The sequence below is a fragment of the Frankia sp. RB5 genome (assembly GCF_059816245.1).
In genome coordinates this window covers 101,311-116,815 of record NZ_JCBATA010000009.1, presented here as the reverse complement: position 1 = coordinate 116,815, position 15,505 = coordinate 101,311, and the positions used below count along the sequence as shown (strand labels likewise).

The following is a 15,505-nucleotide window of genomic DNA, read 5'->3' as shown; positions in this document are numbered from 1 at the left end:
GCCCTGAGGCCCCTCCCGGAGACCCGTGAACGCTCCCCCGCCGCGGCGGCGCGCCCCCCGCCGGCCCAGGAACGACCCGGCCCAGTACGACGACCTCGCCGGCGAGTGGTGGGGGACGCACGGGCAGTTCGCCGCGCTGCGCTGGCTCGCGCAGGCCCGGGGACGGCTCATCCCGGACCCCCCGCACCCCGGCGCGGCGCTGCTCGACCTCGCCTGCGGCGCCGGGCTGCTCTCGGTGGCGCTCACCGGCCGGCTCGCTGGATGGCGGCATGTCGGCGTCGATCTGTCGGCACCGGCGCTGCGCCAGGCCACCGGGCACGGCGTGCTGGCGGTCCGGGCCGATGTGCACCGTCTGCCACTCCCGGACGGGCAGTTCTCCTGCGTCGTCGCCGGCGAGCTGTTCGAGCATCTCGCCGACCTCGACGGCGCCTGCGCGGAGATCGGCCGGGTGCTCGCGCCCGGTGGCACCATCGTCATCGACACACTCGCGGACACCCTGTTCTGCCGGCTGGCCCTGGTCCGCGTCGCCGAGCACCTGCCCGGGGGGCCGCCGCGTCGACTGCACGATCCGGCGCTGCTCGTCTCGCCAGACCGGCTGGCCGGCGCACTCGGACGCGCCGGCATCGACATGACGGTTGCCAACGGTCTGCGCCCGTCGTTCGTCGACTACGCCCGCTGGCTGGCGCGGCGCGCCGACTCGGTCCGGATGGTGCCCACCGGCTCCACCGCCGGGGTCTACCAGGCGGTCGGCTTTCGCACCGCGTCCGCGGGGGGCCACCGGTGAGTTCCCCGATTCCGTCGCCCCGCGCCCTCGCTGCCAGGGAGTCCGTCCACGCCGCGCAGCTCGCCCGCGGCGCCGTCGACGGCCTCGCCGCCCGGGCCGTCGACGCCGACCGCGACGGCGAGCTGCCCGCCGCTGACCTCGACGATCTGCGCGGCGCCGGCCTGCTGGGGCTGCTCGTGCCGACGCGGCTCGGCGGGTCCGGCGGTGGCTTCGCCGACTGGGCGGACGCCGCTCGGGTGCTCGCCACGGGCAGCGGCGCGACCGCCCTGGCCCTGAACATGCACACGTCGGTCGTCGGGGCGCTGGCCAGGACACCCGACGACCTCGCCCGGGCGATCGGGGCACCGCAGTCGTACTTCGCCGCCCGCGACCGGACCCTGGCGGCCGCCGCCGCCGGCGCGTTCATCGCCGTCGCGATGAGCGAGCGGGGCGCGGGCTCCCGCCTGTCCGAGCTGCGGACCCGCTACCAGCCCGACGGCGACGGCTACCGGATCACCGGTGTGAAGTCGTTCTGCTCGGGGGCGTCGCACGCCGACGTCTTCTTCGTCGCCGCCCGCGCCGAGGAACCTCGCACGTCCGTCCCACCCTCAGCCGCGACGATCAGTCACTTCCTCGTCCCCCGCGGCCCGGGGGTCAACGTCGAACCGAACTGGGACAGCCTCGGTATGCGGGGCACCGGCAGCCACGATGTGCGCCTCGACGTGCGGGTTCCCGCCGACGCGCTGGTCGGGGGCATGGCCGGGCTGAGCCTGCTGGTGGCGCAGGTGATGCCGCAGTGGCTGGTCGCCTCCTACGCCGCCGTCTACGCCGGGGTCGGCCGGGCCGTGTTCGACGCTGGGATCGAGCATGCCCGCGGCCGCACCGGCACCGGGCTGCCGCGGGGGCTCGCCGGGCTGCCCGCCGTGCGCGCCCGCTTCGGCCAGGCCGACGCCGCCCTGTCAGCGCTGGACGCGGTCGTCGACGAGTGCGCCCGCCGCGTCGACGCCGACCCGGGGTCACCCTCGACGAACCGGTGGGTGTGGCGGGCGAAACTGCTCGCCGGGCGCACCGCGCAGGACGTCGCCGCGTCGATCGTCGAGGCCTGCGGGACGTCGGTGACCCGCCGTGGGCATCCGCTGGAGCGGCTCTACCGCGACGCCCGCTGCGGTTCGCTGCACCCCGCGACGAGCGACGTGTGCGCGGACTGGCTGGGCCTCGCGGCGCTCGGCGGCGACCCGGACGCCGACGCGGATGTGGCCCGGTGGTGACCGCGGCACCGTCCGCCGCCGTGATCACCGGCCTGGGTTCGGCCTTCCCCGACCCCTACGCCCAGCAGAGCCTGTGGGACGACTACTTCGCGCATCGGTACCGGGGTGACGCGCTGGCGCGCCGGCTGTTCCTCGGCTCCGGCGTCCGCACCCGACACAGCGTGGTCGATCCCCGGCGGGAGGACATCAGCGACTGGTCGACGGCGGCCCGGATGCGCCGGTACCTCGACGAGGCCCCGCCGCTGGGTCGCCGGGCCGCGGGTGAGGCGCTGGCGGACGCCGGGATCGGCGCCGCCGAGGTGGGGCTGTTCGTCGTCGTGTCCTGCACCGGGTACGCGACGCCCGGCCTGGACATCCACCTGGCCCGCGAGCTGGGCATGGAGCCGTCGGTGCGCCGGCTACTGATCGGCCACATGGGCTGCTACGCCGCCATTCCGGGCCTGGGGGCCGCGGCCGATTTCGTCCGGGCCCGCCGGCAGCCCGCGCTCGTGCTCTGCGTGGAACTGACGTCCCTGCACGTCCAGCCCGCGGTCACACACCGCGACCTGGAACAGGTCATCGCACACGCCCTGTTCGGCGACGCCGCGGTGGCGGTCGTCGTTCTCCCCGACGCCCCCCACGGCCTGGAGATCCTCGACACCACCGCCGCGACCGCGCCCGCCAGCGAGGACCTGATGACCTGGCACATCACCGACCACGGTTTCCGGATGGGCCTGTCCCCGCAGGTGCCCGACGTGCTCGCCAAGCATGTCGAGGAGGCGACGGCGGCACTGCTCGTGCCGATCGCCGCGGACGTCACCGACGTCGGCGCGTGGGCCGTGCATCCCGGCGGCCCCCGCATCGTCGACGTCGTCGAGGAACGGTTGGGCCTGCGCCCTGGGCAGACCGCGGCGACCCGTCGGATCCTCGACACCCGTGGCAACTGCTCGTCGGGCACGGTCCTGCTCGTCCTCGACCAGCTCCGCCGGGGCCTGGCGACAGACGCGACCGTCGTCGCGATGGCCTTCGGCCCCGGCCTGACTCTGTGTCTCGCGCTGCTGCGCGCCCGCTGACCGACGTTTCCCCACCGACCTCAGCGTCCTCGACCCGACCGCAGCGTCCTCGACCTGAAACAAGCGGTTTCCGGCCGCCGACCGGTCGCCGAAGGCGGCGGGGAGGATCTCGCGCAGGAGGAGATCGAGCTGCCCCCGCCCGGGTTGCCCGAGGTAGGCGAGGCCGTCGCAGGGCGTCAGAGCCTCTCAGGCTTCGCGAAGCCGGACTCGAAGGCGATGATGACTGCCTGTGTGCGGTCCCGGGCACCGAGTTTGGCCAGCACGCTGCTCACGTGGGTCTTGACGGTCTGGACGCCCAGGTAGAGCCGGTCCGCGATCTCGTTGTTGGACAGTCCCTGGCTGATCAGCCGGAGTACAGTGGCTTCCCGGTCAGTGAGCGTAACCCGCCGCATCACCTCGACGGCCGCCTGGTCTATTGATCTGCTCGCCATGTGCCGGATCGCTTCGGGGAAGAGCAGGGTATCGCTCGATGCGACCAGATGTACGGCCTGGACGATCTCCGTGGGGCGCGCGCGTTTGAGTAGGAAGCCGGACGTCGACGGTCCAGTGGTCGTCCTGGCGACTGGCGCTGAACTCGCCGCCGAGGAGGATGGCCCGTTCCCGCAGTCCGCGCAGGCCTTTCCCCCCGCGTGGAAGGGTGGTGGACCTGCTCATCGCGTTGACGACACGCAGGTCAAGGCACGTGTCGTCGACACCGATATCGATCACCACCGCGCAGCCCGGCGCGTGCCGCAGGGCGTTGGTCACCGCCTCCTGCAGGATCCGGTAGGCCTCCTGGGACACGACGCCGGGGATGTCGCCGATCCGCGGACTGACGTCGGCGGTGACCGGGGCGCCGGCAGCCCGGGCGATGTCCAGGAGCGCGTCGAGATCAGCGAGAGTGGGTCGGGCGCGCACGCCTACTGGAGTGTCGCGGAGTATCCCCAGGGTTCGTTCGAGGTCGTCCATGGCGCGCCGCCCGGTCTCCTCGATGACGGTCAGGGCCCGCTCGACGAACGCGGGATCGGCGCCCGCGACCTGCCTGGCCGCGCCGGCCTGCAGGACCGTCACGGTAAGCGCATGACCGATGGAGTCGTGCAGTTCCGCGGCGAGCCGGTTACGTTCCAGGAGCTGGCCGGCACGATGTTCGACCTCCGCCAGCCTTTCGGCCGGTGACGGGCCGAGGAAGGCTTGGGCCACTCGTACCTGTAGCTCACCGACGGCGACCACGATCCACAGCAGCACAAGGACCAGTGGCGGGACGAGGAGCGGGCCCAGCAGCAGATGATCGCGGTCCAGTACCTCGATTCCGGCGGTGCGTAGCGGTCCCTGCCGCAACGGGGCGACCATGAGCTGGATGGCGAGAGCGACGGCGTTGACCGTCAGGGCCAGGACGGCGACTCCGAACCAGACACGGAGCAACAACCAGAGCCCGGTGCGGCGCAGGTCGGACAGAGTGCGCGAGCGGGCGACGCTGATCCTTGTGCTGTCCTGCGGTTTCAGGAGCAACCGTGCCTGGACGCCCTCCGCGTGGCGGGTCACGGGCACGAACGCGGCGAGAGCCAGCACCGGCAACGGGGACACCAGGCAGGTGAGCAGGGTGGTTGCCAGGGACTCGTCGAAGCCGGGCGCCACCATGACGCAGATACCGGCGAAGATCCCGCCCATGGCCAGGTGCAGCCAGCGCGTGTAGACCGCGGGCCGGAGCACCAGGGAGACAAGGATCGGCACCCTTCCATGATGCCTACGGCGATCCCCCGGGTGCCTCCCCCACAGGAGGGAGGGAAGCAGCGACGATTGGGGGATCCGCGCACAGCCCGGCGTGTCGCTCACTAGGAGCATGGCGACCGAGAAGGAACCACCGCCCAGAGCGCGTATCGACGTTCGGGATGTCACTAAACGCTACGGATCGACTGTCGCTGTGAAGCGGCTGAGTTTTCAGGTCGAGCCGGGTCGGGTGACCGCTTTTCTCGGACCTAACGGCGCGGGCAAGACGACCACCATGAGGATGATGCTCGGCCTCGACCGACCGACGGACGGCGAGGTGCTCATCAGTGGCAGGTCCTACGCACGGATCCAGGAGCCGCTGCGGCATGTGGGTGCGCTGCTCGATCCGGCTGCCGTGCATCCCGGGCGACGGGCTCGCGATCAGCTACTGGTCCTCGCCAGGAGCAACCGCATCCCAGATGTTCGGGTCGACGACATGCTCGACCGGGTCGGCCTGGCTGGTGCCGCCAGGCGTCGGATCGGCGGATTCTCCCTGGGTATGCGTCAACGGCTCGGGCTCGCAGCCGCTCTGCTCGGCGATCCTCAGGTGCTGATCCTGGATGAACCGCTCAACGGCCTCGACCCGGAGGGCATCCAATGGATCAGGAACCTGCTCCGGGAACTCGCCGACGACGGTCGGGTGGTCTTGTCCTCCAGCCATCTCATGAACGAGATGGCCGTAACCGCCGATCATCTCGTCATCATCGGAAGAGGCCGGCTACTGGCCGACGTCAGCATGACCGAGTTCAGTGCCCGGTACGGCCACGGCCGGGTCCGGTTGCGCACGACCCGACCCGAGCGGCTGGGCAGGGCACTGGCCGCCGAGGGGTTCACCCTGACCGCGACGAAAGGCGGGCTGTGGGAGGTACTCGAGGCACAGCCGGATCAGATCGGCGCGATCGCCGCCCGCGAAGGCGTGCCACTCCAGGAACTGCAGCCGCACAGCGACTCCCTGGAGGAGGCGTTCCTGCGGATGACCGCGGGTTCCGCTGAGTTCACCGCCGCTGCTGGACGAGAGGCGCTGACGTGACCCTGCGGCCGGTGCTGTATTCAGAGTGGACCAAGATCCGATCGGTCCGATCGATCGTATGGGCCCTGATGATGGCAGCTGTCCTGCTCGTCGGCTTCGGCTCCTTTGCCTGCGGGGCCTACGGCGACGGCGAAGCAGCACAACATGATTTTGATCCCCTGGCGCTGGCGTTCTGGGGGGCGAACTTCGCCCAGGTTGCCGTGGCCGTTTTCGCGATGCTGGCAATGGGAGGCGAGTACGAGAAGGGCACAATAACCACCTCTCTCACCGCCGTTCCCCAACGGACCCGGTTTTACGTTGGAAAACTCGCGGTCACGGCGGGAACTTCCCTGGCCGTCGCGGTTCCGGCCACCCTTGTCACGTTCTTCGCAGCGCAGGGTCTACTGGATGAACACGGAGTCCCCTTTGGCGATCCCGGCACGGTGCGCGGCGTGATTTCTCTGGTCCTCTACTTTCCGCTGCTGACCCTCCTCTGCGTGGGGCTCGCCACGATCTTCCGCGCGCCGGCTGCGACGATGGGGATTTTCCTGCCATTCCTGTTCCTTCTGTCTCCGCTGAGCATGGAGGTTCCCAGCCTACGGACGGTCGCTCAGTTCCTGCCTGATCGGGCTGGGCTGTACGCAGCCATGAACCTCCATTCGAATTCCGGCTTCGTCTACGACGCATGGCTGGGTCTACCGATTATGGCTGTATGGACGGCGGTGGCGGTCCTCGGTGGCTGGCACGCCTTGCACAGCCGTGACGCGTGAGCGACGTCCGGCTCGCACTTTGAGGCACCTGTCCGCCGCACCGATGCGCGGCCGCACTGTCGTGTCCACGTGTCCGCCGGGCGAGCAGGCGGCTGGTCACCCGGTCGCGCGTGGCCGCGGTCGTTTCGTCCGCTGGTGTGGGACCAGGCGCCGGCTCGTTCACAGGCTGCGTGTCATCCCGCCTCGAGTCATCCCGCCTCGACAGGTCCGGATGGTGTGGGCCAGGCCGTCGGCCAGCCGACAGGCGGTCCGATATGCACGGGAATTCCGCTGTGGGAGGATGCGCCCACCGTAGCGAGTCCAAAGAGCACAGTGACCCAGGACGGGACGTGCCGGCAGTCGATCGCAGCAGCATCATCGCCGCGCTCCCCGACTACGACGTCGGCCGCGAGCTCGGCTCGGGCGGGTTCGGCCTGGTCCTCTCCGGGTATCACCGTCCCCTCGCCCGCGACGTCGCCATCAAGGTGCTCTCAGCGCGCCCCGGTGCGACGGAGATGGATCTGCGCACCGAGGGGCGGGCGCTGAGCCGCCTCGACCATCCGCACGTCGCCCGCGTGCACGACTTCGTCGCCCGAGGCCGGCTGTATGTCCTGGTCATGGAACTGCTGCCCGGCGGCAACCTGGCCCACCAACGGCTGTCCGGGCCCGACGCCTGCCTGCTCGGCCTCGCCGTCGCGGACGCGCTGGCCCACGCCCACGATCTCGGCGTGCTGCACCGGGACATCAAGCCGGACAACATCCTGTTCACCACGACCGGACGGCCGAAGATCACCGACTTCGGCATCGCCGCCCTGCTGGCCGACCGGCCGCCGGCCACCGGCCAGCCGGCCAGCCCGGGCCACACCGTCATCGGAACACCGCGGTACATGGCGCCCGAGCAGGTTCACGGCACGGCGCTCGGGCCGTGGACCGATCTGTACGCCCTCGGCGTCACCCTGTACGAGCTGCTGACCGGGGCCGCGCTCTACCCACCCGGCCTGCCCGAACCCGAGATGCTCCGGCATCACTGCATGGTGGCGCCGCCGACGCCGTTCGGGGTGCCCGAGCCGATCGGGCGGGTGGTGCTGCGTGCGCTGGCGAAGGCGCCGGCGGCCCGGCAACCCGACGCGCGGGCCTTCGCCGCCGATCTCGCCGCCGCCGCCCGGGTCGTCTACGGCGCGGGCTGGCAGCGGCGCAGTGGCCTCGACGTACACCTCACCGAAACCGCCCGGTTCGTCGAAGCCGCGCCCCCCGATAGCGGGCACGTCGCCAGCGCGGCACCGCGGCCCGCGCGCGGCGGCGATCCCGCTGGCCCCGGCGACGAGGACACCACCCGCCTCGATCCATCACCCGCCAGTGACCCACCCGTGTCCAACCCGCCCGCGTTCCTCCCACCCGTATCCAGCCCGCCCGCGCTCCTCCCACCCACCTCCAACCCGCCCGCGCCCAGCCAGCCCGCCCAGAGCCCGCCTCTGCTGGTCCCGCCCGCCCACAGCCCGCCCGTGCTGGTCCCGCCGACCGGCGGGGCGCCCACGCAGGTCCCGGGTCCGCCGGAGGGCGGCGCCCGGGATGCCGAGACCGCAGCCGAGACCGCAGCCGAGACCGCGCCCGCGGCGGCGCCCGCGGCGCCCGGCGGCGGCGATGCCCGGGCCGGGAGGTGGCGGCGGGTCTGGCGCCGGCGGCGGGTGGCCGTCGTCCTGCCGGTGGTGCTGGCGCTGGTCGCGGCCACGGTCGCCCTGCTGTACCCGCGCCACGACGAGCGGGACGCGCCGCCGGCCGCGCTCCGCCCGCCCGCTGTGGCCCCGACGACGCCGCAGGTCACCAGCGACCCGGGGGCCAGGATCTGGCCGGTCGCCGGGACGGGCGGACCGGGCGTGCCCGTCAGTGGCGCGTTGGCGCTGCAGACCAGCCTCGGCGACCCGTTCGGCATCGCCGTCGACGCGTTCGGCAACCTCTACTACGCGGACTTCGGCAGCGACCGGGTGATGCGGATCAGCGCCCAGGGTGTGATCACGACCGTCGCGGGCAACGGCACCGCCGGCTTCAGCGGTGACGGCGGGCCGGCCACCGCCGCACGGCTCAACCAGCCCGCCGGCATCGCCCTCGGTCACGACGGCGACCTCTACATCGCCGACACGTTCAACCACCGGATCCGTCGCGTGGACCGCGACGGGATCATCAGCACCTTCGCCGGTACCGACGAGCACATCGTGGTCGGCACCGCGATCGGCTACCGCGACGCCGGTGCCGGGGATGGCGGCCCGGCGACCGAGGCGCCGCTGTCCTACCCGGGCTCGGTCGCCCTCGACGCCGCGGGCAATGCCTACATCGCGGACTTCGGCGAGAACCTCGTCCGCAGGGTCGACACCCGAGGGATCATCACCACGTACGCGGGCTCCCCTGGAGTCGGGTCCTTCGGCGACGGCGGGCCGGCCACCGCGGCGCTGCTCGATCATCCCTACTGCGTCGCGGTGGACGCGGCGGGCAACCTCTACATCGACGACTCCAACAACTCCCGGATCCGCAAGGTCGACACCCACGGCATCATCACCACCTTCGCGGGCGACGGCCGGCGTGGGTTCGCCGGCGACGGTGGCCCGGCCACCCGGGCGTCCCTGCAGGTGCCGCGGGGCGTCGCGGTCGACGCCGCCGGCAACGTCTACATCACCGACCGTGGCAACGGGCGGATCCGCAAGGTCGACCCACGCGGCGTCATCACGACCCTCGCCGGGTCCGCGCGCACCACCTACTCGGGGGACGGCGGCCCGGCGGGAGCGGCAGGCCTCGGCCGGCCCGACGGTGCGGTCGCCGTCGACCACCAGGGCCTCGTGTTCCTCTCCGAACGAATCTCCAAGCGGATCCGTGTGGTGGCGCCGTCGCGGCCGCCGGCCCGCGGCTGACCGTCGGATGGACGCTCGGAACAGTCAGATCGGGAGGCCGCGATGCCAGTCATCGACCGTGAGCGGGTGATCGCCGCCCTGCCCGGCTACGCGGTGGGCGACGAGCTGGGCTCCGGCGCGTACGGGCTCGTGCTCGCCGGGCGCCATCTGGGCCTGGGCCGGGACGTCGCGATCAAGGTCATGACCGCCGGCCTGGCCGGCAGCGCGGTCGCGATGGCGGGTTTCCGCACCGAGGCGCGCATACTCAGCCGGCTGGAGCATCCGCACATCGTGCGAGTCCACGACTATGTGGACGGCGGCCAGGTCGATCACAATCGGGCTGGCAACGGCGACCTGGCACTCCTGGTGATGGAGCTGCTCGGCGGTGGCACCCTCACCCGCCAGCGGCTGGGGCAGCGGGCCGCCTGCGCCGTGGCGCTCGCCGTCGCCGACGGGCTCGCCACCGCACACGAGGCCGGGGTGCTGCACCGCGACGTCAAGCCGGACAACATCCTGTTCACCGAGGCGGGTCAGCCGAAGCTGTCCGACTTCGGCATCGCGAAGATCTTCGACGGCACCGCGTCCACCGCCAGCCGCGTCGTCGGCACGGGCCGGTACATGGCGCCCGAGCAGATCACCGGTGGCCGGCTGGGGCCATGGACCGATCTGTACGCCCTCGGGGTGCTGTTGCACGAGCAGTTCACCGGGCGGCCGCTGTTCGGCTCCGGCCTGTCCGTGCCGGAACTGTTCCGGCACCATCTGCAGGTCATCCCGGCCGCGCCGGCTGGTGTGCCCGAGGGTGTCGCCGCGGTGGTGATGCGGGCGCTGGCGAAGCAGCCCGGGCAGCGGCAGCCGGACGCCCGGGTGTTCGCGCACGCGCTCGCCCTCGCCGCGGTCCGCGCGTACGGCCCGGACTGGACGGCTGGTACCGGGATCGTCCTGCGGCTTCCGGAGGAGTTGCGGGACCCGGTGCGCCACCGTGCGCGCCGCGCCCGGATCCCCGCCGGTCTCGGCGGATCCGGGCCGCGAGCGGACGGCGCCGCGGGCGCCACCGATCCGTTCGGCGGGGACGGCCCCGCCGGTCGCCGCGCCGCACGGTTCGCCAGGTTCGCCAGGTTCGTCGGGATCGGCGGGATCGGCGGGATCGGCGGGACCGGCGGGGCCGGCGGGTGGAAGCGCCGGCGGGTCGCCTTCGTCGCCGCGGCCGCCGCGGTCGTCCTGGCCGCCGCCGGCGGGGTCACCTACCTGGCCGTCGGCGGGCGCGACTCCGACCGGATGCCGGGCTGGGTTCCGACGACGCTCGCGGCGGGACGCATCACCGTCGCGATCGGCCTGGGCACCGAGGGTTTCTCCGGCGATGGCGGACCCGCCAGCCAGGCCGCGCTGAACAGTCCGCGCGGGATCACGGTCGACCGCCACGGCGACCTCTACGTCGCCGACACCGGTAACAACCGGATCCGCCGGGTCGACCGCCACGGCACCATCACCACCGTGGCCGGCAGCGGTATCCACGGCTTCGCCGGCGATGGCGGCCCGGCGACCAGGGCGAAACTGGCGTCCCCCGTGGGCGTCGCGGTCAGTGACGCCGGCGACCTGTACATCGCCGATCAGGAGAACCGCAGGGTGCGGCGGGTCGCCCCGAACGGTGTGATCACGACCGTCGCCGGCACCGGCAAGGCGGGCTATTCCGGAACCAACGACCCGCCCTCGCCCGGCTTCTCCTCCGACGGCGTCCCGGCCGTGTTCGCCCAGATCAGCGGGCCGAGCGGGGTCGCGCTCGGCCCGGACGGCAGTCTGCTGGTCGCCGACGGGGGGAACATGCGGGTCCGCCGGATCGACCGCGACGGCCTGATCTCGACGGTCGTCGGCTCCGGCGGGTACGGCTTCGGCGGCGACGGCGGGCCGGCGACCGGCGCCCGGCTGACCTACCTCGACGCGATGACGATCGACCCGTCCGACGGCGGCCTGTACGTCACCGATTCCGGTAACAACCGCGTCCGGCACGTCGACCCGCGCGGCATCATCACGACCGTGGCCGGCAACGGCACCGCGGGATTCGCCGGTGACGGCGGCCCGGCCACCCGCGCGCAGCTGACCGGGTACGGCGCCGCTGTCGCCCCCGGTGACGACGGCACTCTGTACCTGGCGGACGCCTCGGCGCACCGGATCCGCCGGATCGACCCGCGTGGCATCATCACCACGATCGCGGGGACGGGAACCTCGGGCAGCGCCGGCCTCGGCGGCCCGGCGACCGGCGCCGAGTTCGCCTGGCCCGAGAACATCCTGTACTACCGGGGCTACCTGCTCGTGTGCGACGCCAACGCCCACCGCATCGACGTGATCGCGGTGAAGCCGGGAACGTCCGGGCGAGGGCGCTGATGGTCGCCGTCGACCGGGACCGGGTCGCGGCGGCGCTGCCCGGCTACGCCGTCGGGCCGCAGCTCGGCGCCGGCGGGTCCGGCCTGGTGCTCGCCGGCCGCCACCGGGACCTCGACCGGCAGGTCGCCATCAAGGTGCTGGCCACGACCACTGCCGACCCCGCGGTCATGGACGCATACCGCACCGAGGCGCGCCTGCTCAACCGCCTCGACCATCCGCACATCGTCCGCATCCACGACTTCATCGCCCGCGACGATGTGTGCCTGCTCGTCATGGAGCTGCTGCCCGGCGGGCCGGTGGATGCCCGCCGGCTGACCCCGCCGGCGGCCTGCGCGGTCGCGCTCGCCGTCGCCCACGCCCTGGCCCGCTCGCACCAGGCCGGCATCCTGCACCGCGACGTGAAACCGGCCAACATCCTGTTCACCGCGCGCGGCCAGCCGAAGCTCACCGACTTCGGCATCGCGAAGATCTCCGAGGGGGCGGGCGGTGCGGCGAGCCGGCTCGCCGGCACTCCCCGCTACATGGCACCCGAGCAGATCCGCCGCGGCCGGTTGGGCCCCGCCACCGACATCTACGGGCTCGGCGCGGTGCTGCACGAACTGCTCCGCGGCGCGCCGTTGTTCCCCGCCGACCTGCCGGTGCCCGAGCTGTTCCGCCGGCACGTCGAGGTTGACCCGCCGCCGCTGCCCGGCGTCCCCGAGGCGCTCGCCGTGGTCGTCCAACGGGCCCTCGCCAAGGATCCCGCCGCCCGCCAGCCCGGCGGGACGGTGTTCGCCGAGGAGCTCACCGCGGCGGCCGACGCCGCGTTCGGACCCGGCTGGCTGCCCGGCAGCGGCGTCACCGTCGTGACCACGGCGTTCACCTCCGGCACGATCACCCCCGGCACGATCACCCCGGGGACGATCGACAGTGGCAGCACCGCTCGTGGTGCCGCGCCCGTCCACGTCACCGACGCCACCCGCCTCGCGCACCCCAGCCACCCCACCCATGCCCCCCACCCGTCGGACCCCTCGCAGCACCCTGTGGACGCCCCGGCCCCCGTGGACGCCGCACAGGCCGTGGACGCCCCACCGGCCGTGCGGCGCTCCGAGGTCCCGCGGCCCGCGCACCTCCCGCAACCCACCCCGGGAGCCTCGCCCGTCCCAGCGCCCAGGCATGTCCCCGCCAGCGGCGCGGGTGCGCGAGCGCCTGCCCCCCCGCCTGCGCCGGGGGCCTTCCGGCCCGGCGGGTATGCGCCCGGCGACCCGGCGGTCCGCCCGGCGGAGCTCGACGCGCCGACCTCGGCGCCGGACGGCGAGCGTCGCCGGCGGCGGTCACGGCGGCGCGCGGCGGCACTGGCGGGCACGATGGCCGCCGTCGTCGCCGGGATACTGGCCTGTCTGGGTGGGCTCGACGGCGGCGGGACGCAGCCGTCGCCGCGACCCCCGGTGACCAGCGCGGCGGACGCCGCCGACCTCACCGCGCCCGGACCGGACGGCATCGCGACCACCGGCCCGTTCGCCGCTCTGGCGGTGGCCGGCGACGGCACCGTCTACCTGGCCGACCGGGACAACCCGCGGATCATCGCCGTCGACCCGCGCGGTTACCTGCGCACCATCGCCGGCGGCGCGGAGAGCGGCTCGGCCGGCGACGGTGGCCCGGCGCTACGCGCGACACTGCAGCGTCCCCAGGGTCTGGCCGTCGATGCGGCCGGGGCATGCTACATCTTCGACGGCAGCAACCGCGTTCGCCGCGTCGACCCACGCGGGATCATCTCCACGATCGCCGGCGGCGGGACGGCGGTCGGCAGCGGCGGCGACGGTGGTCCGGCGCTGCGGGCGAGTCTCACCGCCGGCGGGCTCGACGTCGACGCGGCGGGCAACCTGTACCTGAGCTCCCTCGGGGTCCGCCGGATCGACCGGACCGGGATGCTCACCACGCTCATCGACACGACGTCGGACACCCGTCCCCGCCCGCTCGGCGACGGCGGGCCGGCCAGCGGCGGGGCGGTACGCTCGGCGTCCGCCGTGGCCGTCGACCACGCCGGCACCATCTACATCGCCGACTGGCAGGACAACCGGATTCGCCGGATCGACCCGCGCGGCATCGTCACCACCGTCGCCGGCAACGGCACGAAAGGCCTGTCCGGCGACGGCGGGCCGGCCACGGCGGCGCAGCTGAACGGTCCGCGCGGAGTCGCGGTGGACGCGGCCGGCACGCTGTACATCGCCGACACCTACAACCGGCGCATCCGCCGGGTCGGTGTGGACGGGATCATCACCACCTTCGCCGGCTCGAGCACCCAGGACCCCACCGCGTGGGACGGGGTGCCGACGCATGTCTCGCTCTGGAACCCGGAACAGGTCGCCGTCGGTCGCGCCGGGGACCTGTACATCGGCGACTCCCCCCGCGTCCTGCGGATCGACCCCCACGGAGTCGGCCACCTGCTCGCCCACTCGAGATCCTGACAACTCCCCGTGGCCGGGTGCGCGGGCCTCGAGATCGTGGACGGGATGATCGTCGCACGCCCCGATACCTCCAGACGCCACAACCGCCTCGTCAGGATCCTCACCGTCGCGCTTTCATCTCGCATTTCGCGGCGCGGCAGCCTCCCACGCCGGTCTGGCGCTGGTTCGGCCGACCGTCAAAGACAGGGAATCTGACAGAGAGTTTCCATTTTTCTGAATGTCTCCTGCTTGACCGTTTCGATCCACGGCAGCAATCTCAAGGTATGACCGGAGACGCCGGTACCGCACGCGAGGTCGTTCCGGGGCCTACAGAGCGTTCGCCGTCGGCGCTGCTGCGTGAGCCCACGGTCGGTCTGCCGGGGGCGGTCATTGTGGCGCTGCACGGGCCTGACCTGCGAGCGGGTTACCCCGATACTCCGGCGGCGCCTGGTCTTTCCCTGATGGAGCCCGGCGCGGCCCGGGAGTCCGTGGTGCCCGCGGTTGCCCGACCGAGGCTGTGCCCGATCCGCGCGCAGGTCCTCCTCCGCCACCTGGGACGTCGCCGAGGTCCAGACGTGGCCACATCGGTTCCCGGGCGTCCCCGGGCCGGTCCGGCCCACAATCCCGGAGCATGAACGCCACTGGCCCCATGACGGTGCGGCCGGTTCGCGGCCGCGCCACGCGCCGAGGTAGAGCGGGCACCGGCCGCCGGGCACGGCATCAGGTTCGGCCGGGCGGCCCAGACCTACCATCCCCGCGTCATCAGCCTCGCGGATGAGTGTCTTCCGGCGCGCAGCGGCTGAGCGTGGTGGGCGGCCCCCACTCCGGGGCTTCAGATTGCCTGCCGCCCTTTTGGGCAACTAAAGGTCCGTCGGCCGCCGTAATAGCAGTACAACGTCCAGGGACTGCGGCCGATCTCACATTTAGATCGATCAGCGACAGAACGCTGCGGCGATGTTTCCGGCCGGTGTGCACTGGAGTTGACCCTCTCAATATCGACTGTTAAAGTGAGAAATGATCGCCTTCCGGCGGGACCATCCGCCACGCAAGAAGGCAGGACGGCGATCATTCAGCCAGTGGCCAGTAATGCCGTCGATCGATGATTCGCAGTGAAGTGGGTGCCGCGCCCCTACCAGGCCTTCCGGCGCCCCAACCCCCATTCGCCGCGGGCGCTTGTGCGGGTGCCCAGGAATGTTGGAGCTGGCCCACGACCGCGGGCCGGTCTTTCGTGTGC

Annotated in this window: 10 protein-coding genes; 8 read left to right on the top strand and 2 right to left on the bottom strand. The window is 72.8% G+C overall.

Annotation, left to right across the window (positions count from 1 at the left end):
• The first annotated feature begins 25 nt into the window (after positions 1-25).
• From AC6EXY_RS06805 to AC6EXY_RS06795, 3 genes are read left to right on the top strand one after another with little or no spacing between them, the layout of a single operon-like run.
• Positions 26-784, top strand: a complete 759-nt coding sequence (locus AC6EXY_RS06805) for a class I SAM-dependent methyltransferase (RefSeq protein ID WP_101832009.1) — start codon at positions 26-28, stop codon at positions 782-784.
• Positions 781-2,031, top strand: coding sequence for an acyl-CoA dehydrogenase family protein (locus tag AC6EXY_RS06800; protein ID WP_243407545.1), 1,251 nt, complete (start codon positions 781-783; stop codon positions 2,029-2,031). Before AC6EXY_RS06805 ends, AC6EXY_RS06800 begins: the two co-directional genes overlap by 4 nt.
• Positions 2,025-3,083, top strand: a complete 1,059-nt coding sequence (locus AC6EXY_RS06795) for a type III polyketide synthase (RefSeq protein ID WP_243407546.1) — start codon at positions 2,025-2,027, stop codon at positions 3,081-3,083. The genes AC6EXY_RS06800 and AC6EXY_RS06795 overlap by 7 nt, the downstream gene beginning before the upstream one ends.
• A 176-nt stretch (positions 3,084-3,259) precedes the next feature.
• Here AC6EXY_RS06795 and AC6EXY_RS06790 read toward each other — a convergent pair whose 3' ends face one another.
• The gene (locus AC6EXY_RS06790; protein WP_243407547.1) at positions 3,260-3,475 is read right to left on the bottom strand and encodes a response regulator transcription factor; all 216 of its coding nucleotides are present in this window, start codon (positions 3,473-3,475) and stop codon (positions 3,260-3,262) included.
• The gene (locus AC6EXY_RS06785) at positions 3,453-4,793 is read right to left on the bottom strand and encodes a sensor histidine kinase (RefSeq protein ID WP_243407548.1); all 1,341 of its coding nucleotides are present in this window, start codon (positions 4,791-4,793) and stop codon (positions 3,453-3,455) included. The genes AC6EXY_RS06790 and AC6EXY_RS06785 overlap by 23 nt, the downstream gene beginning before the upstream one ends.
• Positions 4,794-4,983: 190 nt before the next feature.
• Between AC6EXY_RS06785 and AC6EXY_RS06780 the strand changes: the two genes are divergently transcribed.
• The 5 genes from AC6EXY_RS06780 (at position 4,984) to AC6EXY_RS06760 (ending at position 14,292) form a co-directional block, all read left to right on the top strand.
• Entirely contained in the window at positions 4,984-5,859 is an 876-nt protein-coding gene (locus AC6EXY_RS06780; protein ID WP_499816839.1) for an ATP-binding cassette domain-containing protein, read from the top strand.
• Positions 5,856-6,608, top strand: a complete 753-nt coding sequence (locus AC6EXY_RS06775) for an ABC transporter permease (RefSeq protein ID WP_101832012.1) — start codon at positions 5,856-5,858, stop codon at positions 6,606-6,608. The genes AC6EXY_RS06780 and AC6EXY_RS06775 overlap by 4 nt, the downstream gene beginning before the upstream one ends.
• 329 nt (positions 6,609-6,937) lie before the next feature.
• A complete protein-coding gene (locus AC6EXY_RS06770; protein ID WP_499816840.1) occupies positions 6,938-9,487 on the top strand; it encodes an NHL domain-containing protein in 2,550 nt (849 codons plus the stop codon).
• Between the two features lie 42 nt (positions 9,488-9,529).
• Positions 9,530-11,845, top strand: coding sequence for a serine/threonine-protein kinase (locus tag AC6EXY_RS06765; protein ID WP_499816841.1), 2,316 nt, complete (start codon positions 9,530-9,532; stop codon positions 11,843-11,845).
• On the top strand, positions 11,845-14,292 hold the full coding sequence (locus tag AC6EXY_RS06760) for a serine/threonine-protein kinase (RefSeq protein WP_499816842.1): 2,448 nt from the start codon (positions 11,845-11,847) through the stop codon (positions 14,290-14,292). The genes AC6EXY_RS06765 and AC6EXY_RS06760 overlap by 1 nt, the downstream gene beginning before the upstream one ends.
• The last annotated feature ends 1,213 nt before the right edge of the window (positions 14,293-15,505 follow it).